The organism is Luteimonas salinilitoris (genome assembly GCF_041300785.1).
In the GTDB taxonomy this organism is placed as follows: Bacteria; Pseudomonadota; Gammaproteobacteria; order Xanthomonadales; family Xanthomonadaceae; genus Luteimonas; species Luteimonas salinilitoris.
In genome coordinates, this window is the sequence record NZ_JBFWIB010000006.1 from 36,301 (window position 1) to 61,664 (window position 25,364).

Annotated in this window: 24 protein-coding genes, 1 tRNA gene and 1 riboswitch; of the genes, 18 read left to right on the forward strand and 7 right to left on the reverse strand. The window is 69.8% G+C overall.

Going from position 1 to position 25,364, the window contains the following annotated elements; translation table 11 throughout:
- Window positions 1-537: 537 nt before the first annotated feature.
- Together AB5T46_RS11095 and AB5T46_RS11100 are read right to left on the reverse strand one after the other, a co-directional pair.
- On the reverse strand, window positions 538-1,182 hold the full coding sequence (locus AB5T46_RS11095; RefSeq protein WP_370564009.1) for a phosphatase PAP2 family protein: 645 nt from the start codon (window positions 1,180-1,182) through the stop codon (window positions 538-540).
- A 117-nt stretch (window positions 1,183-1,299) separates the two neighbouring features.
- Window positions 1,300-1,473 carry a hypothetical protein gene (locus AB5T46_RS11100; protein ID WP_370564010.1) on the reverse strand — a complete coding sequence of 58 codons (174 nt, stop codon included), beginning with the start codon at window positions 1,471-1,473 and terminating at the stop codon, window positions 1,300-1,302.
- Window positions 1,474-1,653: 180 nt separating this feature from the next.
- Here AB5T46_RS11100 and AB5T46_RS11105 point away from each other — a divergent pair.
- The 5 genes from AB5T46_RS11105 (at window position 1,654) to zapE (ending at window position 6,049) form a co-directional block, all read left to right on the forward strand.
- Window positions 1,654-1,730, forward strand: a tRNA-Arg gene (locus tag AB5T46_RS11105).
- Window positions 1,731-1,856: 126 nt separating this feature from the next.
- Window positions 1,857-2,372 (forward strand): c-type cytochrome, encoded by a 516-nt coding sequence (locus tag AB5T46_RS11110; RefSeq protein WP_370564011.1) that lies wholly within the window; start codon window positions 1,857-1,859, stop codon window positions 2,370-2,372.
- Between the two features lie 77 nt (window positions 2,373-2,449).
- On the forward strand, window positions 2,450-4,195 hold the full coding sequence (locus AB5T46_RS11115) for an ExeM/NucH family extracellular endonuclease (RefSeq protein WP_370564012.1): 1,746 nt from the start codon (window positions 2,450-2,452) through the stop codon (window positions 4,193-4,195).
- 26 nt (window positions 4,196-4,221) lie between these two features.
- Entirely contained in the window at window positions 4,222-4,896 is a 675-nt protein-coding gene (locus tag AB5T46_RS11120) for an alpha/beta hydrolase (RefSeq protein WP_370564013.1), read from the forward strand.
- Window positions 4,889-6,049, forward strand: coding sequence for a cell division protein ZapE (gene zapE, locus AB5T46_RS11125; RefSeq protein ID WP_370564014.1), 1,161 nt, complete (start codon window positions 4,889-4,891; stop codon window positions 6,047-6,049). The genes AB5T46_RS11120 and zapE overlap by 8 nt, the downstream gene beginning before the upstream one ends.
- Window positions 6,050-6,140: 91 nt before the next feature.
- Here zapE and AB5T46_RS11130 read toward each other — a convergent pair whose 3' ends face one another.
- Complete coding sequence (locus AB5T46_RS11130) at window positions 6,141-6,947, reverse strand: fructosamine kinase family protein (protein WP_370564015.1); 807 nt, start codon at window positions 6,945-6,947, stop codon at window positions 6,141-6,143.
- Window positions 6,948-7,106: 159 nt separating this feature from the next.
- On the opposite strand from AB5T46_RS11130, the gene AB5T46_RS11135 reads away from it, so the two are divergent.
- The 3 genes from AB5T46_RS11135 (at window position 7,107) to AB5T46_RS11145 (ending at window position 11,372) form a co-directional block, all read left to right on the forward strand.
- On the forward strand, window positions 7,107-7,880 hold the full coding sequence (locus AB5T46_RS11135) for a HipA family kinase (protein ID WP_370564166.1): 774 nt from the start codon (window positions 7,107-7,109) through the stop codon (window positions 7,878-7,880).
- Window positions 7,861-8,274 carry a DUF3037 domain-containing protein gene (locus tag AB5T46_RS11140; RefSeq protein ID WP_370564017.1) on the forward strand — a complete coding sequence of 138 codons (414 nt, stop codon included), beginning with the start codon at window positions 7,861-7,863 and terminating at the stop codon, window positions 8,272-8,274. Before AB5T46_RS11135 ends, AB5T46_RS11140 begins: the two co-directional genes overlap by 20 nt.
- A 154-nt stretch (window positions 8,275-8,428) precedes the next feature.
- Window positions 8,429-8,736, forward strand: a riboswitch (cobalamin riboswitch).
- A gap of 233 nt (window positions 8,737-8,969) precedes the next feature.
- Complete coding sequence (locus AB5T46_RS11145) at window positions 8,970-11,372, forward strand: ribonucleoside-diphosphate reductase subunit alpha (RefSeq protein ID WP_370564018.1); 2,403 nt, start codon at window positions 8,970-8,972, stop codon at window positions 11,370-11,372.
- An 86-nt stretch (window positions 11,373-11,458) separates the two neighbouring features.
- On the opposite strand, the gene AB5T46_RS11150 is transcribed toward AB5T46_RS11145, so the two are convergent.
- Entirely contained in the window at window positions 11,459-11,809 is a 351-nt protein-coding gene (locus tag AB5T46_RS11150; RefSeq protein ID WP_370564019.1) for a four helix bundle protein, read from the reverse strand.
- Window positions 11,810-11,977: 168 nt separating this feature from the next.
- Between AB5T46_RS11150 and AB5T46_RS11155 the strand changes: the two genes are divergently transcribed.
- From AB5T46_RS11155 to AB5T46_RS11200, 10 genes are all read left to right on the forward strand, one after another.
- Window positions 11,978-12,937: a ribonucleotide-diphosphate reductase subunit beta gene (locus tag AB5T46_RS11155; protein WP_370564020.1), complete on the forward strand. Its 960-nt coding sequence runs from the start codon at window positions 11,978-11,980 to the stop codon at window positions 12,935-12,937.
- Between the two features lie 214 nt (window positions 12,938-13,151).
- Entirely contained in the window at window positions 13,152-14,486 is a 1,335-nt protein-coding gene (locus AB5T46_RS11160) for an amidohydrolase (protein ID WP_370564021.1), read from the forward strand.
- 104 nt (window positions 14,487-14,590) lie between these two features.
- Window positions 14,591-15,412, forward strand: a complete 822-nt coding sequence (gene queF / locus AB5T46_RS11165; RefSeq protein ID WP_370564022.1) for an NADPH-dependent 7-cyano-7-deazaguanine reductase QueF — start codon at window positions 14,591-14,593, stop codon at window positions 15,410-15,412.
- 231 nt (window positions 15,413-15,643) lie between these two features.
- Entirely contained in the window at window positions 15,644-16,006 is a 363-nt protein-coding gene (locus AB5T46_RS11170) for a LysM peptidoglycan-binding domain-containing protein (protein ID WP_370564023.1), read from the forward strand.
- A 45-nt stretch (window positions 16,007-16,051) separates the two neighbouring features.
- Window positions 16,052-16,543 (forward strand): hypothetical protein, encoded by a 492-nt coding sequence (locus AB5T46_RS11175; RefSeq protein WP_370564024.1) that lies wholly within the window; start codon window positions 16,052-16,054, stop codon window positions 16,541-16,543.
- A 318-nt stretch (window positions 16,544-16,861) separates the two neighbouring features.
- Window positions 16,862-17,275 (forward strand): antitoxin Xre/MbcA/ParS toxin-binding domain-containing protein, encoded by a 414-nt coding sequence (locus tag AB5T46_RS11180; protein ID WP_370564025.1) that lies wholly within the window; start codon window positions 16,862-16,864, stop codon window positions 17,273-17,275.
- On the forward strand, window positions 17,276-17,977 hold the full coding sequence (locus AB5T46_RS11185; RefSeq protein WP_370564027.1) for an RES family NAD+ phosphorylase: 702 nt from the start codon (window positions 17,276-17,278) through the stop codon (window positions 17,975-17,977).
- 84 nt (window positions 17,978-18,061) lie between these two features.
- Window positions 18,062-18,358 (forward strand): VOC family protein, encoded by a 297-nt coding sequence (locus AB5T46_RS11190; RefSeq protein ID WP_370564028.1) that lies wholly within the window; start codon window positions 18,062-18,064, stop codon window positions 18,356-18,358.
- 267 nt (window positions 18,359-18,625) lie between these two features.
- Complete coding sequence (locus AB5T46_RS11195) at window positions 18,626-19,699, forward strand: fatty acid desaturase (protein ID WP_370564030.1); 1,074 nt, start codon at window positions 18,626-18,628, stop codon at window positions 19,697-19,699.
- Between the two features lie 161 nt (window positions 19,700-19,860).
- On the forward strand, window positions 19,861-20,325 hold the full coding sequence (locus AB5T46_RS11200) for a metallophosphoesterase family protein (RefSeq protein WP_370564031.1): 465 nt from the start codon (window positions 19,861-19,863) through the stop codon (window positions 20,323-20,325).
- 268 nt (window positions 20,326-20,593) lie between these two features.
- On the opposite strand, the gene AB5T46_RS11205 is transcribed toward AB5T46_RS11200, so the two are convergent.
- Genes AB5T46_RS11205 through cobN form a run of 3 tightly spaced genes read right to left on the reverse strand, consistent with a single transcriptional unit; the run spans window position 20,594 to window position 25,364 of the window.
- Window positions 20,594-20,953: a DUF2149 domain-containing protein gene (locus AB5T46_RS11205; protein ID WP_370564032.1), complete on the reverse strand. Its 360-nt coding sequence runs from the start codon at window positions 20,951-20,953 to the stop codon at window positions 20,594-20,596.
- Window positions 20,953-21,444: a MotA/TolQ/ExbB proton channel family protein gene (locus AB5T46_RS11210; RefSeq protein ID WP_370564033.1), complete on the reverse strand. Its 492-nt coding sequence runs from the start codon at window positions 21,442-21,444 to the stop codon at window positions 20,953-20,955. The genes AB5T46_RS11205 and AB5T46_RS11210 overlap by 1 nt, the downstream gene beginning before the upstream one ends.
- On the reverse strand, window positions 21,441-25,364 hold the full coding sequence (cobN, locus tag AB5T46_RS11215; protein WP_370564034.1) for a cobaltochelatase subunit CobN: 3,924 nt from the start codon (window positions 25,362-25,364) through the stop codon (window positions 21,441-21,443). Before cobN ends, AB5T46_RS11210 begins: the two co-directional genes overlap by 4 nt.

Genomic DNA, 25,364 nt, shown 5'->3' on the forward strand with positions numbered 1-25,364 from the left:
GTCATCCGTGAGACGAAAAAGGCCGGATCCGTCGATCGGACCCGGCCTTATGCTTCCAGTGTTCTTGATACTTCGCGCGCTTAGCGGGCTTCGCTCTTGTTGCTTGCCACGATCCCGAGCGCAAGGGCGCCCAGGCAGGTGCCCAGCGAAAGACCCAACAGGAAAATCAGCATTGTCCTTACCCCCTGACGCCAGGCTGTCGCCGGCACTCTCCTAGTCAAACGAACCCGCACGGCCTGCGGCCCGGGCGCCTTTGTGTTACCACGCGCACACTTTGCCTCGACGGCGGCCAGATGCAACCTGCACTGCAGCAAAAGACGACCCAGTGCGCATTCTGAATAGGCGTTGATCCCCATCTTCGATGACGACCGGATCCCATTCAGATGGCCGGGGCTCCACCTCCGGCGCGCCGCCCGCCATGGCCAGAAGCCAAGGCCTCTTCGCTGCAGATACCCATGCAAGGCATTGATCCAACAGACATAGTCCGCGATCGAGCGCGAGTGGGAATGCACAGGATGCCCGCTTTTCGGCAGATGGCTAATGCCGGCCCCGCATCTGCTCCGCATGCCGCCACCTGCGGCGCGAATACGGCTCTTCATCGCCTGACAACGCGGTCGCGACCTGCCGGAACCAGTGCTCGGTAGGCAACGGAGGCGCCAGCCGGCTACCGCCCCATACCGCCAGGGCCAGCAGAACCGCCGACGCCACCAATCCCCGGTCCAGCGGCAGCCAGGTCGCACGCAACGCCCGCAGCGCCAGCCAGGCCACGCCGCCGCCCAACGCGATCCCCGCCAGCACCTCGGACAGCGAGTGCACGCCCAGCATCACCCGCGACAACCCGGCCAGAACGCCCAGGCACAGCCCCAGACAAAGCATCGCGATACGCAGTCGCCTCCGCCGCGGGGGCACCAGGATTGCCAGGAGCATCGGCCAGAACCCCAGGGCCAGCACCGCATGCCCGCTGAAGCAGGTCAGGTTCCAGGCCCGCACTCCGGTCCCCCACCCGTAGAACGCCACCTTGCTGGCCGCCACCAGCAGGCAGGCACCGCCCAGCCACAGCAGCCAGTGCCGGATTGCGGACGCGGATTGCGCGCCCCGACGTGCCAGCAGCCCCGCGGTCAGCAGGGCCGTCGGCCACACCAACAGCAGATCGCCGACCGGCGTCAGCCAGTGCCAGCCCATGCCGGATTTCAGCCCCGACGCGGCGGATACGGTCTGGAGCGGGGGGCGATGAGGCAGGTTCCACGGTACGGGCGCATACGTCGTCTTCGGCGGGGCGTCCCGCATTCTAGCGGCCGCTTACTCGTCGGGTCCGGTACCCAGCCGCAGGGCACGACGGAGATCGTCGCCGGACCCATCGCTGTCCGGCGCGAGGTCGGCGCCGTCGAACGCCGCACCGTCCGCGGTGACCAGGACCAGCGCACGGGTGCTGTCGGCCTGCGCCTGCAGCGACGCGGCGGGCACGTCGAGCACGTGCCCGCTCCGCTTGCGGAAGCAGCCGAGCAGGCCCGGTGCTACGGCGGCGGCGCAGTCCGCGGCGACGCCCGGAGTCGCTGCGGCGGCCCCGGATCCACCGCGCCGCAACACCTCTTTACGTCGCGGAAAGCGGAAAGCTCGCGCCGGACGCCCTGATCGTGGAAAATAGCCGGCTACGCGCCTGTAGCTCAGCCGGATAGAGTAGTGGCTTCCGAAGCCATTGGTCGGGGGTTCGAATCCCTCCAGGCGCGCCAGCTTCGCCGTAAAAACCTCGCTGTGATCGCCGTCGTACGGCCGCCGGGCCGGGATGACCCGGCTATCGCGTGTTCTATACTCCGCCGCTAGCTGTGGCCGCGCGGCCACGCGCCAAGGGTGTTTTCGTGCGCAATTACGATCTCGATTTCCTGAAGAAATTCTCGCTGGTGATCCTGTTCCTGATGCTGGTCACCGCGGGATTGATCGGCGTGGCCGCCTGGCTGCACCGTGCGATCCCGGCCGAGGTGCCCGACGCTGTCGTCCAGCAACAGCTCGACCGGATCGCACCGGCCGGCGATGTCTACGCCGGCGCCACCGGTGCCGCGGCACAGGCCGCCGCCAGCGCCGCGGAAGCCGCGGCCGCGGCCTCGCGGGTCGCCTACGGCGGCACCACCGACGGCTCGGTGATCTACCAGAACCTGTGCGCCGGCTGCCACACCAGCGGCGCCGGCGGCGCGCCCACGCTGGATCGTGCGCACTGGGATGCGCGCATCGCCCAGGGCGAGGACACCATGGACCGGCATGCGATCGAGGGCTTCACCGGCGCGGCCGGCGTCATGCCGCCGCGCGGCGGCAACCCGGCGCTGAGCGACGAGCAGGTGATCGCGGCGGTCGACTGGATGATCGAGAACCTGAAGTAAGCTCTGTCCCGGGCTGTTCGCACGACGCCGCCTTCGGGCGGCGTCTTCGTTTGCGCCCGCCGACCGAGGAGATCCCGATGCGCCCCATGCTGCCGCTCGCCCTGGCCACGCTGCTGGCCGCCTGCGATCCGCCCGTCGCGCCGCCGCAGGCGACCGATGGCGGCACCCACGCCATCGGCACGGTGCAGGGCGACGGCGCACGCAGTCCGCTCGAGGGCCGCGAGGTCACCGTGGAGGGCGTGGTCACCGGCAACTTCGGCCGCCACCTGGGCGGCTGGTTCCTGCAGGACGCCGGCGACGGCGATCCGGCGACCGCCGATGGCCTGTTCGTGCTCGCCGAGAACGCCTTCGAGGTGCGCCATGGCGAGCGCGTGCGGGTGCGCGGCCGCGTGCTCGAGCACGGCGATGGCGACGACGCCACCGTGACCGCACTGCGGCCGCTCGCGGTCGAGCCGCTGGGCCGCGGCGACGTCGATGTCGCCGCGATCGCGGCACCCCCGGACGACTGGGAGCGCTACGAAGCCATGCAGGTCCGGATCGAGGCGCCGCTGACGGTCAGCGGCCAGCACGACCTCGCCCGCCGCGGCGTGCTGGTCACCGCCTTCGACGGCCGCCTGTTCACGCCCACCGAGATCGCCAGCCCCGGCCGCGAAGCGGCCGCGGTCGCCGCCGACAACGCCCGCCGCATGCTGCTGCTCGACGATGCCCGCGCCGACCAGGATCCCGCCCGGGTCTGGTACCTGCCCGACGGCGCACAGGCGCCGCGCGCAGGCAGCGTGGTGGAAGACGTCGCGGGCATCGTCGACCAGCGCTTCGGCCGCTATCGCCTGCAGCTGACTGCGCCGATCCGCCTGCGGGCCGCACCGCGGCCGCCGCCGCCACGGGTCGGCGGCGACGTGCGCATCGCCACGCTCAACCTCGAGAACCTGTTCAACGGCGACGGCCGCGGCGGCGGCTTTCCCACCGAGCGCGGCGCGCGCGCGCCGGCGGAACTGGAGGCGCAGCTCGCGCGGCTGGTGGCGACGATCGCGGCGCTCGAGCCCGACATCGTCGCGCTGATGGAGCTGGAGAACGACGGCTACGGGCCCGACTCCAGCATTGCCCGGCTGGTGGCGGCGCTGAACCGCGACGGCGGCGACTGGCGCTTCGTCGACGCCGGCTCGGGACCGGGTGACGACGTCATCCGCGTCGGCCTGCTCCATCGCGGCACGCGGATACGCGCCGTCGGTGCGGCAGCCACACTCGAGAGCGGGCCGTTCCGCCATCGCAGCCGCGCGCCGCTGGCGCAGGCGTTCGTGCCGGTCGCGGCGGGCACCAACGCCGGCCCGGTGTTCACCGTGGTCGCCAACCACTTCAAGTCCAAGGGCTGCGGCGACGCCAGCGGCGGCAACCGCGACCGGGGCGACGGCCAGGGGTGCTGGAACGCCCTGCGGCACGAGTCGGCGCGGCGGCTGCTGGACTGGCTGGACACCGATCCCACGGGATCAGGCAGCGATCTTGTGGCGATCGTCGGCGATCTGAATGCCTACGCGATGGAAGATCCGGTACGTGAGCTCCGCGAGGCCGGCTGGCGGGATGCACTCGAGTCCGCCACCCGGCCCTATAGCTACGTCTACGACGGCCAGGCCGGCCGGCTCGACCACGCCTTCCTCAGCCCGGCCCTGGCGGCACGCCTGGCGGGCGCCACGGAATGGCACAACAACGCCGATGAACCAACGAACGTCGGCTATCGTGCAGGCAACGGCGGCAACTCCGGTCAGGGGCCGTGGCGCAGTTCCGACCACGATCCGCTGCTGGTCGGGCTGCACCTGCGCACACCGTGAACGCCACACCCCCTATGATCGTGGCCATGGACGCCCCCGCCTTTCCCGCCGAATCGACCACCCTCGTCCTGCCCGGCCCGGCCGGCAGGCTGGAAGTCGCCGTCGACCGACCCGACGAGGCGGCGCCGCGTCCGCTGGTCGCCGTGCTCTGCCACCCGCTGCCGACCGAGGGCGGCACCATGCACAACAAGGTGGTCACGATGCTCGGCCGCGCGCTGCGCGAACTGGGCGCGACCACGGTGCGCTTCAACTTCCGCGGCACCGGCGAGTCGGAGGGCGAGTTCGACGAGGGCAAGGGCGAGCTCGACGATCTGCGCGCCGTGGCCACCTGGGTGCGCGCGCAGTGTCCGGACGACGCATTGTGGCTGGCCGGCTTCAGCTTCGGCGCCTACGTCTCGATCCGCGCCGTGGCGGAACTGCAGCCGGCGATGCTGATCTCGGTCGCGCCGCCGGCCGGGCGCTGGGATTTCGAGGACATCGAACTGCCGGCCTGTCCCTGGCTGGTGATCCAGGGCGACGCCGACGAGATCGTCGACCCGCAGGCGGTCTACGACTGGCTGGAGTCGAGCGAGGCGCAGGCCGAGCTGGTGCGCATGCCCGACACCGGCCACTTCTTCCACCGCAAGCTGATGGACCTGCGCGGCGCGATCAAGAACGGGGTGCGCCCATACCTGCCTGGTCTGCCCGGCGCGCATGGCTGAGGCGGAGACGGCGCCGACGCCATCGCAGGCCTACGACGCCGGCATCGCCCGCGGCGACTGGCAGGACGACCCGGCACAGCGCACGGTGCTGCGCGAACTCGACCGCATCCACGAGGCGCTGCGGGCCGCGCCCGCCCGCGGCGGCCTGCTCGGCCGGCTGCTCGGCGGCGTCCCCGATCCCGTGCCGGGCCTGTACCTGTGGGGCGGCGTGGGCCGCGGCAAGACCTTCCTGATCGACCTGTTCTTCCGCGGCCTGCCGCTGCGCGATCTCAAGCCCGAGGCGCTCGACGGCGCGACATCCGAATACGGCCGCGGCGAGGGCAAGCGCCGCACCCATTTCCACCGCTTCATGCGCGAGGTGCACGCCGGGCTGCGCGCGCACAGCGGCGAGCGCGATCCGTTGGCGGCGATCGTGCACGGCTGGCGCGACGCCGGGCTACGGGTGCTGGTGCTGGACGAATTCTTCGTCAGCGACATCGGCGACGCGATGCTGCTGGCACGGCTGCTGGAGCGGATGTTCGCCGAGTCGATGGGGCTGGTCACCAGCTCCAACACCGCGCCCTCCGACCTGTACCGGGGCGGCCTGCAGCGCGTGCGGTTCCTGCCGGCGATCGAGCTGATCGAGCGCCATTGCCACGTGCTGCACATGCAGAGCGACACCGACTACCGGCTGCGTGCGCTGACCCGCTCGCCGGTGTACCGCACGCCGCTGGACGACGACGCGGACCCATGGCTGCAGCGGCGCTGGCGCGAACTCGGCGGCGACGACGGCCATCGCGACGCCGGCATCGAGGTGGAGGGCCGCCGCATCGCGGTGCGCGCGCGTGCGCCCGGCATGGCCTGGTTCGATTTCGACGCGCTGTGCGAGGGGCCGCGCGGCGCCAACGACTACATCGAGATCGCGCGCGAGTTCCACACCGTGCTGCTGGGCGGCGTGCCGGTGATGGACGGCCGCCGCGACGATGCCGCGCGCCGCTTCGTCACCCTGGTCGACGAGCTCTACGACCGCCATGTCAACCTGGTCTGTACCGCCGCCGCCGAGCCGCCGGAACTCTACGTCGGCGAACGCCTGCAGGGCGCCTTCGAACGCACCGCCTCGCGCCTGATCGAGATGCGCAGCGCCGAATACCTGGCGCGCGAGCACCGCGGCTAAGGCGCTCGCGCCGGCAGACGACAGGCTTCGGCGCGCTCTTACGGGCAAGTCGCGCCGCCGCTGCGCAAACGGCGGCCACGCGGACCACCGTTCATCCGGCCTGCCGCAGCGCCTCGCGCACCGCACCCAGGTAGCCGCGGCCGAACAGGCTGAGGTGGTTGAGCAGGTGATAGAGGTTGTACAGCGGCGCGCGCGCGCGCCAGCCGGCGTCGCTGCCCGTCGCCTGCCGGTACGCGTCGAAGAAGACCGTCGGCGGTTCGCCGAACAGCGTCAGCATCGCCAGGTCGGCCTCGGCCCAGCCGTAGTGCACCGCGCCGGCGTCGATCAGCGCCAGCTCGCCGTCGCCGCAGGGGTGCAGGTTGCCGCTCCACAGGTCGCCATGCAGCAGCGCCGGCGGCTGCGCCGGAACGCGCGCCGGCAGCGCGGCGCACAGGCGCTCCACCGCGACGACGTCGGCACGATCGAGTCGCCCCGCATCGCGCGCGCGGCGCGCCTGCGGCAACAGCCGGCATTCGGCGAAGAAGCGCCAGCCGTCGGCCATCGGCGTGTTGTCCTGGGCGCTGTCGCCGCACCAGCCGTCGCGGTCGAGGCCGAAACGGTCGGCGACGCACGCATGCTGCCGCGCCAGCGCGCGGCCGGCGCGCGCCCACGCCGATGGCGACGGCCGGCCGCGTCCGAGATCCTCGAGCACCAGCGCATCGCCGGCGAGCGCGATCGCCGCCGGCACCCGCAGCCCGCGCGCGTCGCGCAACAGCGCCAGGCCATGCGCCTCCATCGCGAAGAATCCCGCCGGCGCATTGCGGCGACGCTTGGCGATCGCGGCGCGACCGTCGGCCAGCACCAGCGGGTGCAGGCCATCGCCGAAGGCATCGAGACGGGTGCGCAGGTCCGCGTCCATGCCGCGATTGTCGCCTGCGGGGCCCGGAGGCGCCGCGCGCCGCAGACAGCCGGTGGCCTCCGAGTACCGGCGCGGCCTCGCGGATGTGCCGCCGATCGACGCCCCGGCGCGCGACAGCGGCGACGGGTACCATCTGCGCCTGCCTTCGGGAGCCCGATCCTGAGAACGGTCCGCACCACCCGCTATGTCACGCCGCTGCGCGAGGGCGGCTCGCTGCCCGCGGTGATCGAGGCCGACGACGAGGGCATGTACGTGCTCAAGTTCCGTGGCGCCGGCCAGGGCCCCAGGGCGCTGGTGGCGGAACTGATCGCCGGCGAACTCGCGCGCGCGCTCGGGCTTCCGGTCCCTGAAATAGTGAAGATCACGCTGGATCCGGAGCTCGCCCGGACCGAGGGCGATCCGGAGATCCAGGCGCTGATCCGCGCCAGCGCCGGGCTCAACCTCGGCCTGGACTACCTGCCCGGCGCGATCGCCTTCGACCCCGTCGCCGACCGGCCCGACAGCGATCTCGCCTCGGCCATCGTCTGGTTCGACGCCTATGTCAGCAACGTCGACCGCACCGCGCGCAATCCGAACCTGATGATCTGGCATCGCCGGCTGATGCTGATCGACCATGGCGCCGCGCTGTACTTCCACCACGACTGGGACAATGCGGAGAAGGCCGCCGCCAGCCCGTTCCGGATGATCGCCGACCACGTGCTGCTGCCTTTCGCGGACTCGCTGGAGGCGGCCGACGCACGCATGACGGCGGCACTGGACGAGACGCTGATCCGGCGAGCGGTCGACCTGGTGCCGGACGACTGGCTGGACGAGACCGCGGAGGCGGCGACGGCGCAATCGCGTCGCGACGGCTACATCGAGCACCTGTGCCGGCGCCTGCAGGCGCGGCACGTCTTCGTGGAGGAGGCCCTGCGTGCACGCGCATCTGTATGACTATGCGGTGATCCGCGCCGTGCCGCGGGTCGAGCGCGAGGAGTTCGTCAACGTCGGCGTGCTGCTGTCCTGCCCCGCACTCGGCTTCCTCGACGCCGCTGTCGCGCTCGAACCGGCACGGTTGCGCACGCTGGACCCGACCATCGACGTCGACGCCCTGCGCCGCCACCTCGACGCGATCGTGGCGGTCTGTCGCGGCGGCCCGGACAGCGGCCCGATCGGACAGCTGCCGCCGCGCGCGCGCTTCCACTCGCTGACCGCCCGGCGCAGCGCCGTCATCCAGATGTCGCCCGTACACACCGGCCAATGCGCCGCCGATCCCGCCAGCACCCTTCGACACCTGATGCAGCGCATGGTGCTGCCGCCCGCACCGGCGGACGGCAACGGGCGCTGAAGCGGATTCGCGGCGCGATGCGCATGGGCGAGCGATTGGCTGGCTGCGGACCGAACCCGCGCGCGCTTCGGCGGCGCACCCGCGTGGACACGCCGGCAGCTGATGCGGCTGCACGATGTGCACCACATTTGGTGTTGACGGAACATGGCGCCCCCACTATCTTGTGGTCGTCGGTTCCGGCGGTCGCTACCCGCCGGATGAAAACGGGAAGCCGGTGACGCCTTCGGGCCAGTCCGGCACTGCCCCGCAGCGGTAATTGGGAACGACCCCGCCACACAGCACTGAGGCACGGCCTCGGGAAGCGGCGGGCTAGGAACAGAGCAGGAACGAGTAGAGAGGAACGAGGAACGAGTAACAGCTGAAAGCGGGTCGTCTTGGCCTTTACTCGTTCCTCGTTCCTCTTCACTCGTTCCTCGCTCCACGCCCATGAGTCCGAAGACCTGCCGACAGCCGCGCGAAGCACGACGCGCGGTGCCGGCTGCGGAATCTCCGGGGGGAGATGGCTGGCGAAGCAGACGCGCGACCGTCCGTCACCGGATGCGGTCGCGACCGCTGCGACGCCGCTTTCCCATCCTGCGACGAGACCGCTCGCCCGAGGGGGCGAGGCCGCGACGACGTCATCGCCGTCGCGCGCCCGTGTCCTCCGCCGCCTGCGCGGGTCAGGCGGCTGTGCGTCCCGCATGGAGAACACCGAAATGAACCAGAGCGACGCCGTCGTTACCGCCGATCGGGCCGCCGCGCAGCAGGATCCTTCTTTCCTGCTGACCCCGCCGCCCACCGCCACCGCCATGCACGTGACCAAGCGCAACGGCAGCCGCGAGCCGGTCGACCTCAACAAGATCGTGCGTGCCGTGCAGCGCTGCTGCGAGGGCCTGCATGCGATCGACCCGATGCGCGTGGCCACGCGCACCATCTCCGGCCTCTACGACGGCGCCAGCACCCGCGAGCTCGACGAGCTGTCGATCCGCACCGCGGCGCTGCTGACCGCCGAGGAGCCCGAGTACAGCCGCCTGGCCGCGCGCCTGCTGGCCAACGTGATCGGCAAGGAGGTGATGGGGCAGGAGATCCACGCCTTCTCGCAGTCGGTGATGCGCGGCCATGAGCTCGGCCTGATCAACGACCGCCTGCTCGACTTCGTGCAGACCAATGCGCGCAAGCTCAACGACGCCATCGACCCGGCGCTGGACATGGGCTTCGACTACTTCGGCCTGCGCACCCTGTACGACCGCTACCTGCTGCGCCATCCGCATGCACGCAAGGTGATCGAGACCCCGCAGCAGTTCTTCATGCGCATCGCCTGCGCGCTGAGCGAGGACGTGCCCGAGGCGTTGGCGCTCTATCGGCGGATGGGGCAGCTGGACTACCTGCCGAGTTCGCCGACACTGTTCAATTCCGGCACCACTCACGAGCAGCTGTCCTCATGCTTCCTGCTCGACTCGCCGCAGGACACGCTGGAGTCGATCTACCAGAAGTACGGCGACATCGCCCAGTTGTCGAAGTTCAGCGGCGGCATCGGCGTGAGCTACACCCGGGTGCGTTCGCGCGGTTCGCTGATCAAATCGACCAACGGCCACTCCAACGGCATCGTGCCGTGGCTGAAGACGCTCGACTCCTCGGTGTCGGCGGTCAACCAGGGCGGCAAGCGCAAGGGCGCGGCCTGCGTGTACCTCGAGCCGTGGCACGCCGACGTCGAGGAGTTCCTGGAGCTGCGCGACAACACCGGCGACGATGCGCGCCGCACCCATAACCTCAACCTGGCCAACTGGATCCCCGACCTGTTCATGCAGCGGGTCGAGGCCGACGCCGAGTGGTCGCTGTTCGATCCGCGCGTGGTGCCGGAGTTCACCGACCTGTACGGCCAAGCGTTCGAGCGCGCCTACGTGCAGGCCGAGCAGCAGGGCAAGGCGGTGCGCACGGTCAAGGCACGCGAGCTGTACGCGCGGATGATGCGAACCCTGGCGCAGACCGGCAACGGCTGGATGACCTTCAAGGACACCTGCAACCGCGCCGGCAATCAGACCGCCAGGGCCGGCAACGTGATCCACCTGTCGAACCTGTGCACCGAGATCCTCGAGATCACCTCGGCCGAGGAGACCGCGGTCTGCAACCTGGGCTCGATCAACCTCGCCCGGCATTTCGACGACGATGGCCGGTTCGATTTCGACAGGCTGGCCGAGACCGTGCGCCTGGCGGTGCGCCAGCTCGACCGCGTCATCGACCTCAACTTCTACCCGATCGAGTCCGCCCGCCGCGGCAACCTGCGCTGGCGCCCGGTCGGCCTGGGCTGCATGGGCCTGCAGGACGTGTTCTTCCGGCTGCGGCTGCCGTTCGACAGTGAACAGGCGCGGGCGCTTTCGGCGCGCATCGCCGAGGAGATCTACTTCCACGCGCTGGAGACTTCGTGCGAGCTGGCCGTCGAACGCGGCCGCCACCCGTCGTTCGCCGACACCCGCGCCGCCGACGGCGCATTGCAGTTCGACGCCTGGAACGCGACGCCGGCGAACGGCGAGCGCTGGGAGGCGCTGCGCGCGCGCATCCGCGAGCACGGCCTGCGCAACTCGCTGCTGATCGCGATCGCACCGACCGCCACCATCGCCTCGATCGCCGGCTGCTACGAGTGCATCGAGCCGCAGGTCAGCAACCTGTTCAAGCGCGAGACGCTGTCGGGCGACTTCCTGCAGGTCAACCGCTACCTGGTCGAGGAGCTGAAGAAGCTGGGCCTGTGGACGCCGGAGATGCGCGAAGCGATCAAGCGCGCCGAGGGCTCGATCCAGGGCGTGGCCGAGATCCCGGAAGTGCTGCGCGCGATCTACCGCACCGCCTGGGAACTGCCGATGCGCGCGCTGATCGACATGGCCGCCGAGCGTGGCGCCTTCATCGACCAGAGCCAGTCGCTCAACCTGTTCATGGAGAGCCCGAAGATCGGCGCACTGTCGTCGATGTACATGCATGCCTGGAAGCGCGGCATCAAGACCACCTACTACCTGCGCTCGCGGCCGGCGACCAGGATCGCCAAGGCGACGATCGGCAGTATCGCGCCAGCCGAAGCCGTCGCCTGCTCACTGGAGAATCCAGAGGGTTGCGAGGCATGTCAGTAGAGTAGGAACGAAAAACGAGGAACGAGAAACGAGTGGAGTCAACTTGCTCTTACTCGTTCCTCGTTTCTCTTCATTCGTTCCTCGCCTTAGCTCCGCATTCGTCGCCGCAGCACCGTCAGCATGCGGCTGATTTCATCGATCAACGCAAACGCCGGTCTCATGTCGTCGTCCTCCAGCCAGCCGATTCGTACGCATAGCAGGAGCTGTGTATGAAGTTCAGCCAAGGATCCGTGCGCAATCGCCATGAACTGAGCCTTCTCCTTCCGCGATTCCCGGCTCCAGCCTTCGGCAATGTTGCTCGGAACAGAGACTGCGGCCCGGGTGATCTGGGCGCGCATGCCGAATCGCTCTTCCCGCGGCAGCCCCGCCGCTTCCCTGCATGCAGTTTCCGCCAACTGCATGGACTTCTCCCAGATCACGGCATCGCGATAGTGCATCCCGGTCTCCTTCCACCCCGATCAGGTTAACCAGGCACGCCTTCCCCTTTTGTCAGGAAACTTCCCATGTCCCCGTCAGCCGACACCCATGCTCCTCCTCTCGTTCCTCGTTCCTCTCCACTCGTTCCTCGCCTTCTCGATCCCGGCTTCGAACTGACCCTGCGCCCCATGCGCTACCCACAGTTCTACGAGATGTACCGCGATGCCATCCGCAACACCTGGACGGTGGAGGAGGTGGACTTCTCGCTCGATACCCACGACCTGAAGCACAAGCTCGGCCCGGCCGAGCGCCACCTGATCGAGCGCCTGGTCGCGTTCTTCGCCACCGGCGACTCGATCGTCTCCAACAACCTGGTGCTCAACCTCTATACCCACATCAACGCGCCCGAGGCGCGCATGTACCTGTCGCGGCAGCTGTACGAGGAGGCGCTGCACGTGCAGTTCTACCTGACCCTGCTCGACACCTACCTGCCGGACCCGGACGCGCGCGCCAGGGCCTTCGCCGCCACCGAGAACATTCCCTCGATCCGCCGGAAGGCCGAGTTCTGCTTCAAGTGGATCGACTCGATCCAGGACCTCGGCCGCATCGAGACCCTCGAACAGCGGCGCCGGTTCCTGCTCAACCTGGTGTGCTTCGCCGCCTGCATCGAGGGCCTGTTCTTCTTCGGCGCGTTCGCCTACGTCTACTACCTGCGCTCGCGCGGGCTGCTCAACGGCCTGGCCGCCGGCACCAACTGGGTGTTCCGCGACGAAAGCTGCCACATGGCGTTCGCGTTCGAGGTGATCCGCACCGCGCGCGAGGAGGAGCCGGACCTGGTCGACGAGGCCTTCAAGGTGCAGGTGGTGGAGATGCTGCGCGAGGCGGTCGACTGCGAGGTGGCGTTCGCCGAGGACACGCTGTCCGGCGGCGTCGCCGGGCTGTCGATCAAGGACATGCGCGAGTACCTGCAGTACTGCGCCGACCAGCGCCTGGCGCAGCTGGGATTCGCCAAACACTTCGGCTCGCACAATCCGTTCGGCTTCATGGACCTGCAGGACGTGCAGGAGCTGACCAACTTCTTCGAGCGGCGCGTCTCCGCCTATCAGGTCGGCGTACAGGGCGACGTAGCCTTCGACGAGGCGTTCTGACGCACCTTCCTTTGTAGAGCGGAGCTTGCTCCGCTGCTCCCGGCTCCGGAAGCCACGTAGCGGAGCAAGCTCCGCTCTACGGGTGCGAAGGGGCCGTCCGCCTCCGCATCGCGATGCGTACGCTCGCGAATCCGCCGTTCCGGTCAACGACCGGAAGCGCGCGATGCGACGACGATCGCGTTAGGATCCTCCGATCACGTCATGGAATCCCGCGATGCCTACTGCACGTCCCGCCGTCTCCGCGCTGCTCGCGCTGCCGCTGTGCCTGCTCGCCGCCGCCGTCCATGGGCAGGACACTCCCGCCGCGCCGCGCGCAGAAGTCGCGACCGCCGCACAGGCATTGCAGGGCAAGGTGGTCGCCTGGCGCCGCGACATCCATGAACATCCCGAGCTCAGCAATCGCGAGACGCGCACCGGAGAGCTGGTCGCCGAGCACCTGCGGTCGTTGGGACTGGAGCCGAAGACCGGCATCGCCCACACCGGCGTGACCGCGGTGCTCAAGGGCGGCAGGCCCGGCCCGCGCATCGCGTTGCGCGCCGACATGGACGCGCTGCCGGTCACCGAGCAGACCGGGCTGCCGTTCGCCTCCAAGGTCACCGACACCTACCGCGGCCAAAGTACCGGGGTGATGCACGCCTGCGGCCACGACGCCCATACCGCGATCCTGATGGGCGTGGCCGAGGCGCTGGCCGGCATGCGCGAGGAACTGCCGGGCGAGATCCTGTTCGTGTTCCAGCCGGCCGAGGAGGGCGCGCCCGAAGGCGAGGAGGGCGGTGCCGCGCTGATGCTGAAGGAAGGCGTGTTCGAGGAGTTCATACCGGATGCCGTGTTCGGCCTGCACGTCTTCAGCACTCTCAACGCCGACCAGGTCGGTGTGCGCGCCGGGCCGATGATGGCCGCTTCCGATCGTTTCGGCCTGAAGGTGATCGGCCGGCAGACGCACGGTTCGCGGCCGTGGGGCGGGGTGGACCCGATCGTCGCCAGCGCGCAGATCATCTCCCAGGCGCAGACCATCGTCAGCCGGCAGATGGACATCAGCAAGCAGCCGGTGGTGGTCACCTTCGGCGCGATCAACGGCGGCATCCGTTACAACATCATCCCCGACGAGGTGGAGCTGGTCGGCACCATCCGCACCTTCGACGAGGACATGCGCAAGGACGTGTTCGCGCGACTGAACCACATCGCCGAGCACGTGGCCGCCGCCAACGGCGCCACGGTCGAGGCGCAGATCCCGGCGGACGAGGGCAACCCGGTCACCTTCAACAACGAGGCGCTGACCGAACGCATGCGTCCGAGCCTGGCCGCCGCCGCCGGCGCCGGCAAGCTGGTCGAGCTGCCGCTGATCATGGGCGCCGAGGATTTCTCGCTGTACGCACAGAAGGTACCGGGGATGTACTTCTTCGTCGGCGCCACGCCGGTGGGCGAGGATCCGGCCGCGGCGCCGAGCAACCATTCGCCGCAGTTCGATGTCGACGAGTCCGCGCTCGATCTCGGCTTCCGCGCGATGCTGCAGGTGGCGCTGGACTACCTGCACGACAACGAGAGCTGATCGACCCGGCGGCGGCCCTGCTTCCGTAGGCGCGCGCATGGCGCGCTCCTACGAGGCGGCGGTTCATGTCGCAGCGGAACCGCGGCGGCCGCTAAAATGGCGCGATGGATTCCTCCCGCCCCCCGGTCCTCGGCCGCGAGACCGCCTACCCGCGCCATTACGACGCCTCGCTGCTGTATCCGATCGACCGCAAGCGCGGCCGCAGTGCGCTCGGCCTGGGCGACGCGCTGCCGTTCGCCGGCCACGACCGCTGGCACGCCTACGAGCTCGGCTGGCTCGACGCCCGCGGCAAGCCGCGGGTCGCCACGGCCACTTTTACCGTGCCGGCCGATTCGCCGCGGCTGGTCGAGTCGAAGTCGCTCAAGCTGTATCTCAACTCGTTCAACGCCACGCGCTTCGACAGCGACGCCGAGGTCCGCGCGCGGATCGCCGACGACCTGTCTCAGGCCGCCGGCGGCGCGGTCACGGTCGCGTTCGGCCTGCCGGCCAGCGATGCGGATGCGGATGCGGGTCCCGGCACCAGCATCGATGCGCTCGAGCTCGATATCGACGGCTACGGCCCGCCCGATCCCGGCCACCTGCGCGCGGACGCCGCCGACCCCGCGGACGAAACGCTGCGCTCGGACCTGCTCAAGTCCAACTGCCCGGTCACCGGCCAGCCCGACTGGGCCAGCGTGCGCATCGCCTATCGCGGCCCGCGCATCGACCGCGCCGGCCTGCTGCGCTACCTGGTGTCGTTCCGCGACCACGCCGATTTCCACGAGCAATGCGTCGAGCGCATCTTCGTCGACCTGCTCGCCCGCTGCCGCCCGCAATCGCTGTCGGTCGAGGCGCGCTACACCCGTCGCGGCGGGCTCGACATCAATCCCTGGCGCGGCACGCCCGGGCTGGCCGCCCCTGCGCCGGCGCGCGAACCGCGGCAGTAGCGCCGCACACGCAATCGGCGTCGCTCCTTGCCGGCGCCCCCTGAATCCCACGCCTCCGACCTTTGGCCTTCGACTTTGACCCAAGGTTACGACGCGTCCGGGGCACGGCGCCGGCCCTGGCCCGAACCGGTACCGCAACGAAATCCACGCACCGGATTCACGCCGCCGCAATGATTCCTTAACAGGCCGCATGGGACGCTCAAGTCTGCAATCCGGCTGCGGAGCCCGCTCATGACCAATCCCTCGAAACCCGACGAACCCCAGACCCTGTCGCCCTCAACGGGCAGCGGCAAGGCCGATTTCTCCAAGGTCGGCAGCAACGTCGACAGCACCGAGGCGGCGCCGCAGGCGGATTTCAGCAAGGTCCGCTCGTCCGCCGATTCCACCGAGGCGCGCGCCGGCAACGCCCGCAGCCACACCGTCGAGAAGGGCGACACGTTGTCGCAGATCTCCAAGCAGGTCTACGGCTCGGCCATGCACTGGAAGGCGATCTTCGACGCCAACCGCGACCAGCTGGACAATCCCGACCTCATCCATCCCGGGCAGACGCTCAGGATTCCGGACCTCGACGACGACGCGCCCGACGCGGCCTGACCGTCCCCCGCTTCCGCCTTTCGGCCACACACAAGGAATGCCGCCATGCAGCGCCTCACCCCGATCCTGACCGCCGCCCTGTTCGGCGCCATCGCCCTGGCCGGCTGCCGCCAGCAGGAAGACACGGCCGCCACGCCGACGCCGCCGCCGGCCACCGAACCGGCGCCGGCCGCCGAGCCCGCCGCACCGGCCGCCACCGCCACGATTGTCGACGTCCAGCTCGGCACCGAAGCCGCCGAGAACGAGGCCGTCGCCGAACCCAAGACCAGCTTCGCGCCCACCGACGACACCATCGTCGCCTCGGTCAGCACCGCCACCAGCGATCCCACCGCCGACGTCGACGGCAAGCTCGTCGCGCGCTGGACCTACCAGGACGGCCAGCTGGTCGACGAGAGCAGCGAGATGCTCACCTTCAGCGGCACAGGCGTGACCAATTTCCGCATCAACAATCCCGAGTCGTGGCCGGAAGGGAAGTACAAGCTCGAGGTCCTGCTCAACGACGAGGTGGTGCAGACGCGCGAGTTCACCGTCGAGTAACCGCCGCCGAATCATCGATTTCATCGCCGCAAGGCGGGCAAGCACGGGCGCGACGCGAGTCGCGCCCTTTTTTTCGATCGCCTCCCCGCCCCGCCACCGTAGGAGCGCGCCGCGCCAGGCAGCCCCTTCCGCCACAGTGAAGAATGGGCCGTCGCCACGGGCGGTGTCAGTGAATAGCTCGCACCTCGAGCCAACGGGTGAGGTGTTGGTCCCTGGCTCCGAAGGCATCACGTTTGCCGCCTGAACGAGATACCACAGCCTTCTGGATTTTGGGGTTATATCCCCATACTATGTAGCCAGATACACAGGCAACCTCTCATGTCCACGCTCGCCCATGCCTTCCCCGGTATCCCGGACCTCGCCCGGGACGATGCCCGCCGCGATCTCGCGCGGATCCTCGCTGCCCTGTTCGAGCAATGGGCGCTGCCGACCGAACAGCAGCTGGCCCTGCTCGGCATGAGCCCCGAGAGCCGCAAGGTGCTAGCGCAGTACCGTCGCGGCGAACGCGCGCTGCCCAACAGCCGCGACACCCTCGACCGCGCCGGCTACCTGCTCGGCATCCACAAGGGCCTGCGCCTGCTGTTTCCCGAGGATCCGGAACTGCGCTTCGGCTGGGTGCGCCGGCGCAACCGGATGCTCGACGGGCGCACGCCGCTCGAGGTGATGCTCGAGGAAGGCCTGGTGGGGCTGGCGCGGATCGCCCGCTTCGTCGATTTCCAGCGGGGACAGTAGATGTCGCTGTACGACCGGCTGACCGACTTCGACGGCCGGCTGCTGCGCAACATCACCTCGCTGCGGGTGTCGACCGACCTGTTCGACGACCTGGTGCCCGACGGCGCCGGACGCGCCGCGGCGCTGGCGGCGGACCTGCGCATGCGGCCCGCCCGCACCGGCGTGGTCGACCGCGGCCTGCACTACTCGCAGGCCATCGGCTATCCCTTCACCAGCGACGGCACCGTCGCCAGCCGCTACGGCGACGGCAGCGTGCGCGTCTGGTACGGCGCCCTGGACGCCACCACCGGCATCGCCGAGACCTGCTGGCACCAGCTGCAGCAGCTGGCCGCGATCGAAGGCGTGGCCGCGCCGGTCACCCGCTACCGCGCGGTGTACGAGGTGCGCGCCCGCGGCCTGTTCCTGGAGCTGCGTGGCAAGGAGGCCGAACACCCCGAACTGCTCGACGACGACTACGCCGCCACCCAGGCCATCGGCAAGCACGCCGCCGCCCAGGGCCTGCCCGGCCTGCTGTATCCCTCGGCGCGCTGGCCGGACGGCAGCTGTCTGGCGGCGTTTCGCGCCGAGCCGCTGAGCCAACCGCTGCTGCAGCACTACTTGACCTACCGCATCGATACGATCGCGCAGACCGTCACCGTCGAACGCACGCCTGGCGTGGTCGAGCGCGTGCTGCATGCGAGCGACCTGCGGCGGTACCGGTAACCACGCGCCGTCACCGGCTTTCCACGCCCGCGACATACCCTGTGGCCGTTTCCATCCGCGTGCCCGCGGGCACAGGAGCGCCGCATGATCCATCACGTCTCGCTCGGCACCAACGATGTCGCCCGTGCCGGCGCCTTCCTCTTCAGCCTGGTCACCCCGGCCGACGGCACATCCGCGAACCGCGGCAACGGCGTGCACATCGCGTTCGCGACCGGCAGCCGGACGCAGGTGGACACGTTCCATCGTGTGGCCCTGGACAGCGGCGCCGTCAGCGACGGCGTGCCCGGGCTCCGGCCCGAGTACAACCCGAACTACTACGGCGCATTCGTCCTCGATCCGGACGGCAACAAGATCGAGGCCGTCACCTATTCCGCCAGATGAGCATTGCCTGCCGAAGCGGACCTGCGTATGCGCACGCCCACGGCCCGTTGCGGCCGGGCGCGCTCACCCGGGTTTAACCACGGATTGACAGGCGCTTGATCGCGCACGCGCGATGATGGACGACCTATCGTAAAAAGGCCCGTGGCCTTCGGAACCGCAGTCGCCGGGAACCCGATCGCCGGAGACCGGTGCCCCGGCTTGTTTCATGACACCATCCGCTTCCCGGCGGGACGTCCTACGGCAATCGGCCAAGGTGCGCCGCCAAACATGACCAGCAATTCATCCTCGGCTTCCGCCATTCGCGCGGAAGACAAGGCGGCCTGGAAACAAGCCGTCGCCGGGTACCAGCAGCCGTCGACGCCCCGTGCGCTATGGCAGATCGTCAACACCTTCGTCCCGTACGTGCTGCTGTGGTACCTGATCTACCTCAGCCTGTCGGTCTCGTGGTGGCTCACCGTGCCGCTGGCCGTGCTGGCGAGCGGGTTCCTCGTGCGCATCTTCATCATCTTCCATGACTGCGGGCACGGCTCGTATTTCAAGTCCGGACGGGCCAACGACATCGTCGGCTTCATCGCCGGCATGCTGACGTTCACTCCCTATTACCAGTGGCGCTGGGAGCACGCGATCCATCACGGAACGGCCGGCCACCTGGACAAGCGCGGCACCGGCGACGTCTGGACGATGACGGTGCAGGAATACCTGGATGCGTCCCGCTGGAAGCGGTTCGCATACCGGTTGGCACGCAATCCGTTCGTGCTCTTCGTCATCGCGCCCCTGTACATGTTCGTGATCGAGCAGCGGTTCCCTTCCGCCAAGGCGAATCCGCGCGAGCGCCGTTCCGTCTGGTGGATGAACCTGGCGATCCTGTGCATGGCGGTCGTGCTGTGCTGGATCTACGGCATCGTCCCGTATCTGCTGATCCAGCTCACGGTCACCATGGTGTCGGGTGCGACGGGCGTCTGGCTGTTCTACGTGCAGCACCAGTTCGAGGACGCGTACTGGGAGCGGGGCGACAACTGGGACTACACCGCGGCCGCGCTGCAGGGCAGCTCGTTCTACAAGCTGCCGAAGATCCTGCAATGGTTCTCGGGCAACATCGGCTTCCACCACATCCACCACCTGAGCCCGCGCGTCCCCAACTACAACCTGCAGAAATGCCACGAGGCGGATCCGATCTTCCAGCAGGTCAAGCCGCTGACGCTTTCGTCCAGCCTGAAATCCCTGGCGTTCCGGTTCTGGGACGAGAAGGCCAAGAAGCTGGTCGGCTACGGGCGCATGCGGCAGCTTCGAAAGGAACAAAGGCATGGGACTCGCACCGGGGACGAAGCGCGTGACGACTGAGCGGTGGGCCGTCACGCCTCCCCCTATGCCGGCCCCGGAATCGTGCGTTTCCGTGGAGAAGCGACCATGCGACCCTGCAGGGTGACCCGGCGGCCTGTCTCGCCGGATCGGCCTGTGACGGAAACCGCCGCGCAGGCATGATCCCGACCGCCGAGCTGTCGATGATTCGCATAGGTCTCATCTCCGACACCCATGGCCTGCTCAGGCCCGAGGCGCGGGCCTTCCTGCGCGGTTGCGACCATATCGTTCACGCCGGCGACATCGGCCGGCCGGAGATCCTGGCGGAACTGGGCGAACTCGCGCCGTTGACCGCGATCCGCGGCAACATCGACACCGCCGCCTGGGCCGCGGCCGTGCCCGAGACGCGACGCGTGGAACTGGCCGGGCTCCGCCTGCTGGTGCTGCACGACCGCAAGCAGCTCGACCGCGACCCGGCGGCCGACGGGATCGACGTGGTGGTCTCCGGGCATTCGCACAAGCCGCTGATCGAGGAGCGCGACGGCGTGCTGTACGTCAATCCCGGCAGCGCCGGTCCGCGGCGCTTCAAGCTGCCGGTCACCGCGGCGGAGCTGGTGGTGTCGGACGGAGCGGTTACACCGCGGATCGTGGACCTGCTCGCATCGTAGGCTGTCGATGGCGCTTCGGGGTCGGTGCGCGGCATGGCTCGCGCCTGGAGCGCACCTCCGTAGGAGCGCGCCATGCGCGCGATGCCGCGGGCATGGCGCCGCCCGCAAATTCCGGTGACCGGCGCGTCTGCCGGTCCAGAATCGCGGCGTCCACCGGATCCTGCCGGTACCCGCGGCATCGCGCGCATGGCGCGCTCCTACGACAGCGGCCCGCGCGATATCCACGCACCCATCGCGCGCGCGCCGCTGCGCACGCGGGCGTCGCCCGCTATTGCGCCGCGCCGTCGGCAGATGCCGCACCGCCGCTCGCGCCCCCGGCCGGCGCTTCCGGCACGTACACCATGCGGCCGTCGGCCAGGCGGTAGGCGACGCCGGCCTTGATGCCCTCGCCCTCGCCGATCTCGCCGCTGGACTCGTATTCGCGCAGCTCCTCGCCGTCCTTGACCAGCATCCGCATGTCGGCCTGGCCTGGGTTCTCGATCACGACCACCGACTTGTCGGAGAACGGGTTCAGCGGATTGCTGACGATGACGATCATCAGCACCGCGATCACCACCAGGAACAGGTCGACCAGGTTGACCACCGACAGGATCGGGTCGTCGTGCTCGTCGGTCTCGAGGAACCGCATCAGGCGGTCGTCCCGGCCTGCACCGACTGCGCGCGTTCGATCGCCACCAGTTCCTGCAGCAGCCAGCGCCGGCGCACGGTCAGGATCAGGAACGCGATCGAGGCGCTGATCAGGGCGAGGATCACCGAGGAAAACGCGACCACCAGGTTCTCGCCGACGCTGGCGGCGTCGTTGCGGGTCAGCGCCAGCAGCGCCGGACCCATCGGGATCATGGTGGCGACCAGGCCCAGCATCGGTGCACTGCGCGCGGTGATGCGCAGCCATTCGAGTTGGCGCATGACCCACAGCTCCAGCTCGGCGGAACTGGCGCCGGTGGCGGCGTGATGCGCGGCCAGCGGCGAGCGGTAGCCGCGGTCGCGGCGCTGCCAGGCCTCGACCGCGAAACCGCCCAGGGCGATGAAGCTGTAGGCCAGTGCCAGCACCACCAGGACCAGCACCGGGACCAGGAAGACGTGCGCGAGTTGGTACAGGGCGGATTCGAAACCGTTCATCGGTGACTCCAGAGAGGACGTGGGGGACGGGCCTGGCGCCAGCCGCCGAGACCGGAGCAGGCGAGCAGCAGCAGGCCACCGAGCCAGGCCTGCCAGGGCGGTTCGGCCGGCGCCGTGTGCGCGACTTCCTGCATGACTTGCCCACGCACGGTCGCCGGTTCCGCGGACTCCGCGGCCGCAGGTTCGGATTCGGGCGGTGCGGCGTCGACCTGCGCGGGCGGTGGCGAGGACGCAGCGGCCGCTCGCGGCGCCGCCGCGTCCAGCCCGAAACCGCCCGCGATCTGCTCGATGAACTCGCGGGTGACGCGCGCGCCGGCATCGCCGCCATGTTCGGCGGTCAGCGCCTGCCAGCGCTCGGCCAGTTCACGGCGGGTCTGCGCGTCCGCCTGCCAGTAGCCCTTGCGCACCGCCTCCATCATCCGTTCGATCAGCTGCGCCTGCGCGGTCGGATTGTGCCGCTCGAACCAGGCGTCGATGCCGAGTTCGCGTTTGTCGAGCACGTAGGTCTCGTGCATCGCCTGCCACTGGTCGGCGCGCACGGTGCCGGGCGCGGTGGCCTGCCATCCGAACAGGTTGTTGGCGACGTCGAGCACCTGCAGGGTGCCGGCGTAGCCTTCCTGCTGCATGGCGCCGATCCACTGCGGGTTGAGGTAGCGGCTGCGCAGCTCGGCGGAGAGGAACTCGGCGGCGGTGGTGGTGCGCGCCGCAGCCGTACGCAGGTCGCTGACGTACAGCGCCGGCGTGCTGCCGTCGACATGGCGCATCGCCATCGACAGCCCGCCCATGTACTCGAACACGTGGTCGGTGTTGAGCGCGCCGTACACGTTCGACGAGCGCGGCAGCACCACGCCGTCGGTGCCGGCGAGATGCTCGGCCAGCAGGTTGCCGTCCTCGCCGCCGGAAGTGCCCCAGTCCTCGCCGCCGTAGCCGTACTGCAGCCGCGCCAGGAACTGCTCGGCCAGCGGCGTCTCGCTGTCCCACTCGGTCGAGTCCATCACCTTGTCGGCAAGGTCGGTGCCGTAGTCGCCCGGGGCGTTGCCGAACATGCGCAGCCGGGAGAGCGCGGCGGCACGCTCGGCATCGACGCCCCGTTCCGCCAGCGACGCCGCGATCCTGCGGCTGTTGGCGGCGATCGCGTTGCCGGGCTCGTCCAGTCGCGACAGCTGCTGCAGCGCGGCGTCGAGCTTGTGCATGAAACCGTCGAACTGGTCGCGGTAGCTGCCGGTCACCTGCACCACCACGTCGATGCGCGGGCGTGCCAGCTCGGCCTGCGGCACGATCTCGATCCGTTCGACGTCGCCGCCCGCGCTCCACGCCGGGCGCAGGCCGGCCGCGTGCAGCACCTGCGCCTCGACCACGCCGAGGTGGCGCACGGTCTCGACCGACCACATCACGAAGGTCAGCTTGTCCGGCGCGGCGCCGTCGTGCGCCTGGCGATGGGCCGCGAGCAGCTGTTCGAACGCCTCCTCGCCCGCCTGCCAGGCCGCATGGGTCGGGATCTTGTCGGGATCGAACGAGTACAGGTTACGACCGCTCGGCACCTCGGGATTGCGCACCGGATCGCCGCCTTCGCCGGGCCGCACGAAACCGCCGCGCAGGCCCGACAGCAGCGCCTCGATCTCGCCGGTCTCGGCCAGGCGGCGGTCGCTCGCGATCGCGCGCTCGACCTGTTCGCGCAGCGCCGGGTCCTCGATGGCCTGCGGCGACTCGCCGCCGCGCAGGTAACGCTGCAGGAATCGGTACGGCTTGCTCGCCTGCAGCTTGCCGAAGTCGTCGGCGAACACTTCCTGCGGGTCGAGGCCGAGCGCGGCGTAGTAGTCGTCGCCCAGCTGCTGCATCACCGTCGACAGCCGGTGCTCCGGTGCGGCCGGCGTGCCGAACACGTGCAGGCCGAGCGGGATGGCGCTGCGCGCGAGCTGGTGCAAATGGTCGTGCAGGTCGCCGAAGAAGCTTTCGAAATCGGCCTCGATCGCGGCTTCCGACCAGCCGATGTCGGCATGCAGGTTCTGCGCGACCACCGCCTCGCGCAAGCGTCGCATGGCGGCTTCGCGCACCGGCCCCGGATCGGTCATCTGGTACTCGTGGACCAGGTGATGCAGGTCACGCAGTTCGTCGTACAGGCCGGCGGGCGCGAACGCCGGGGTCTGGTGGCTGACCAGCACCGCGCGGCCGCGGCGCTTGGCCTGCACCGCCTCGCCGATGTTGTCCTGGATGTAGGGATAGAACACCGGCAGATCGCCGATCGCGATGTTCGGCCAGTCGAACGCCCACAAGCCGCGGTCCTTGCCCGGCAGCCATTCCTGGGTGCCGTGGGTGCCGAAATGGATCAGCGCGTGCGGGTCGTGCTGCTGGCGCAGCCACAGGTAGGCGGCCAGGTATGCATGCGCCGGCGGCACCGCGCCGTCATGGGTCGCCACGCCGTATTCGCCGGCGCGCGGCGGCTGCGGCAGCACCGCCAGTTCGCCGAGCTGCCAGCGCGGGATCGCGAACACACGCACGCCATCGACCGCGATCACCGCGCGGCTGTCGGCCGGATCGCCCCAACGTTCCAGCAATGCCTCTCGCTGTCGATCCGGCAGGGTTTGCAGCCAGCGCTCGTAGTCGGCCAGCGGCAGGGTGGCGGCGAGGTCGCGTTCGACCAGGTCGGGCAGGGTGTCGGGCCGGTACCAGCCGGCCAGCATCGCCTGTCCGGCCTCGATCACCTGCGCCTCGTCGGTCGCGGCGACCGGATAGCCGGCCTCGGCCAGCGCGGCGGTCACGTCGGCCACGCTGCGCGGCAGGTTGAGCTGCGAGGCCGACAGGTTGCGCTCGCCGTGCGGGTAGTTCCAGAACATCAGCGCCAGGCGCTTGTCGGCGGCGGCCGTCGCGCGCAACCGCGCCAGCGACGCGAGCTTGTCGGCCAGCAGCTCGACCTGCTCGGGAATCGGCACCGGCTCACCGTCCTCGACCGCGGCCAGCACCACCGGGTCGCTCATGCCCCAGCTCTCCGGCACCGCCAGCAGGGTCGCCATCGCCGCGGCGCTCATGCCGCTGGTTTCGCTGCGCCACGCCTCCACGGTGGTGCCACGCGCGGTCGACGCGACGAGCGCCGGCACGTCGAGCGCGATGAAGTCGCGCAGGCGCTGCTCCCCGTTGCCCAGGTGGGTCAGGTTGACCAGGGCGACGATGCCGGCGTCGCGCAGGCCGTCCATCAATCCGTCGGGATCGTTGCGCTCGAACCAGAACGTGACCGGCACCAGGCCGCGTTGTTCGCTGGCGGCGATCAGCGCATCGACATCCTTGAGCTGCATCGACGACAGCGCGTGGCTGGAGATCACCAGCGCGATCCGGGCGTCGTCGGCGTGGCCGCGCCGGCGCTGCCAGTCGAGATAGGCCTCGAGCGTGGCGAACGGCTCGGCGGCCTCGGGATGGTAGTAGCCGGTCGCCGGCATCGGCACCGGCGGCGGCACCGCGGCGGTCGCTTCGCCGCGATGCCAGCGGCCGAGCCAGTCGAGCATGCGGCGGAAGTTGGTCTCGCCGCCCTGCTGGTAGTAGTCGGCCACGCGCCGCGCCCGTGCGGGTTCGAGTTCGTCGAAGGCGAGCGGGCCGCCGCCGATCGCGATCCAGGGCACGCCGCGCTCGGCCAGTGCCGGCGCGATCAGCGTGCGCACGCGTTCGGCATGGCTGGTCACCGGCGTATCGATGATCACCAGGCCGCTCGCGGCCAGCCAGTCGCGCGGCTCGCCGGGCGGCGGCCGGTCGATAGACAGATAAGCGACCCGCACGCCATGCGCGCGGCCCCAGCGGTCGATCTTCAGCGTCTTGCCCGGCAGGGTGAAGTCGGTGGTCACCACCGTGACCTGCAGCGGTTCGGCGGCCTGCACCGAACCCGTGCAGGCCAGTACGACCGCGAACAGCAGCCGGCGAAATGCCCCGGTCAT

Bases quoted from the DNA above. Each gene is read 5' to 3' on its own strand.
- AB5T46_RS11210 (WP_370564033.1), bottom strand. From the start codon at position 21,444: ATGAACGGTTTCGAATCCGCCCTGTACCAACTCGCGCACGTCTTCCTG.
- AB5T46_RS11190 (WP_370564028.1), top strand. From the start codon at position 18,062: ATGATCCATCACGTCTCGCTCGGCACCAACGATGTCGCCCGTGCCGGC.
- AB5T46_RS11150 (WP_370564019.1), bottom strand. From the start codon at position 11,809: ATGCACTATCGCGATGCCGTGATCTGGGAGAAGTCCATGCAGTTGGCG.
- AB5T46_RS11175 (WP_370564024.1), top strand. From the start codon at position 16,052: ATGCAGCGCCTCACCCCGATCCTGACCGCCGCCCTGTTCGGCGCCATC.
- AB5T46_RS11155 (WP_370564020.1), top strand. From the start codon at position 11,978: ATGCGCTACCCACAGTTCTACGAGATGTACCGCGATGCCATCCGCAAC.
- AB5T46_RS11115 (WP_370564012.1), top strand. From the start codon at position 2,450: ATGCGCCCCATGCTGCCGCTCGCCCTGGCCACGCTGCTGGCCGCCTGC.
- AB5T46_RS11185 (WP_370564027.1), top strand. From the start codon at position 17,276: ATGTCGCTGTACGACCGGCTGACCGACTTCGACGGCCGGCTGCTGCGC.
- cobN (WP_370564034.1), bottom strand. From the start codon at position 25,364: ATGACCGGGGCATTTCGCCGGCTGCTGTTCGCGGTCGTACTGGCCTGC.
- AB5T46_RS11095 (WP_370564009.1), bottom strand. From the start codon at position 1,182: ATGGGCTGGCACTGGCTGACGCCGGTCGGCGATCTGCTGTTGGTGTGG.
- AB5T46_RS11205 (WP_370564032.1), bottom strand. From the start codon at position 20,953: ATGCGGTTCCTCGAGACCGACGAGCACGACGACCCGATCCTGTCGGTG.
- AB5T46_RS11145 (WP_370564018.1), top strand. From the start codon at position 8,970: ATGAACCAGAGCGACGCCGTCGTTACCGCCGATCGGGCCGCCGCGCAG.
- AB5T46_RS11195 (WP_370564030.1), top strand. From the start codon at position 18,626: ATGACCAGCAATTCATCCTCGGCTTCCGCCATTCGCGCGGAAGACAAG.
- zapE (WP_370564014.1), top strand. From the start codon at position 4,889: ATGGCTGAGGCGGAGACGGCGCCGACGCCATCGCAGGCCTACGACGCC.
- AB5T46_RS11160 (WP_370564021.1), top strand. From the start codon at position 13,152: ATGCCTACTGCACGTCCCGCCGTCTCCGCGCTGCTCGCGCTGCCGCTG.
- AB5T46_RS11130 (WP_370564015.1), bottom strand. From the start codon at position 6,947: ATGGACGCGGACCTGCGCACCCGTCTCGATGCCTTCGGCGATGGCCTG.
- AB5T46_RS11200 (WP_370564031.1), top strand. From the start codon at position 19,861: ATGATTCGCATAGGTCTCATCTCCGACACCCATGGCCTGCTCAGGCCC.
- AB5T46_RS11180 (WP_370564025.1), top strand. From the start codon at position 16,862: ATGTCCACGCTCGCCCATGCCTTCCCCGGTATCCCGGACCTCGCCCGG.
- AB5T46_RS11120 (WP_370564013.1), top strand. From the start codon at position 4,222: ATGGACGCCCCCGCCTTTCCCGCCGAATCGACCACCCTCGTCCTGCCC.
- AB5T46_RS11170 (WP_370564023.1), top strand. From the start codon at position 15,644: ATGACCAATCCCTCGAAACCCGACGAACCCCAGACCCTGTCGCCCTCA.
- queF (WP_370564022.1), top strand. From the start codon at position 14,591: ATGGATTCCTCCCGCCCCCCGGTCCTCGGCCGCGAGACCGCCTACCCG.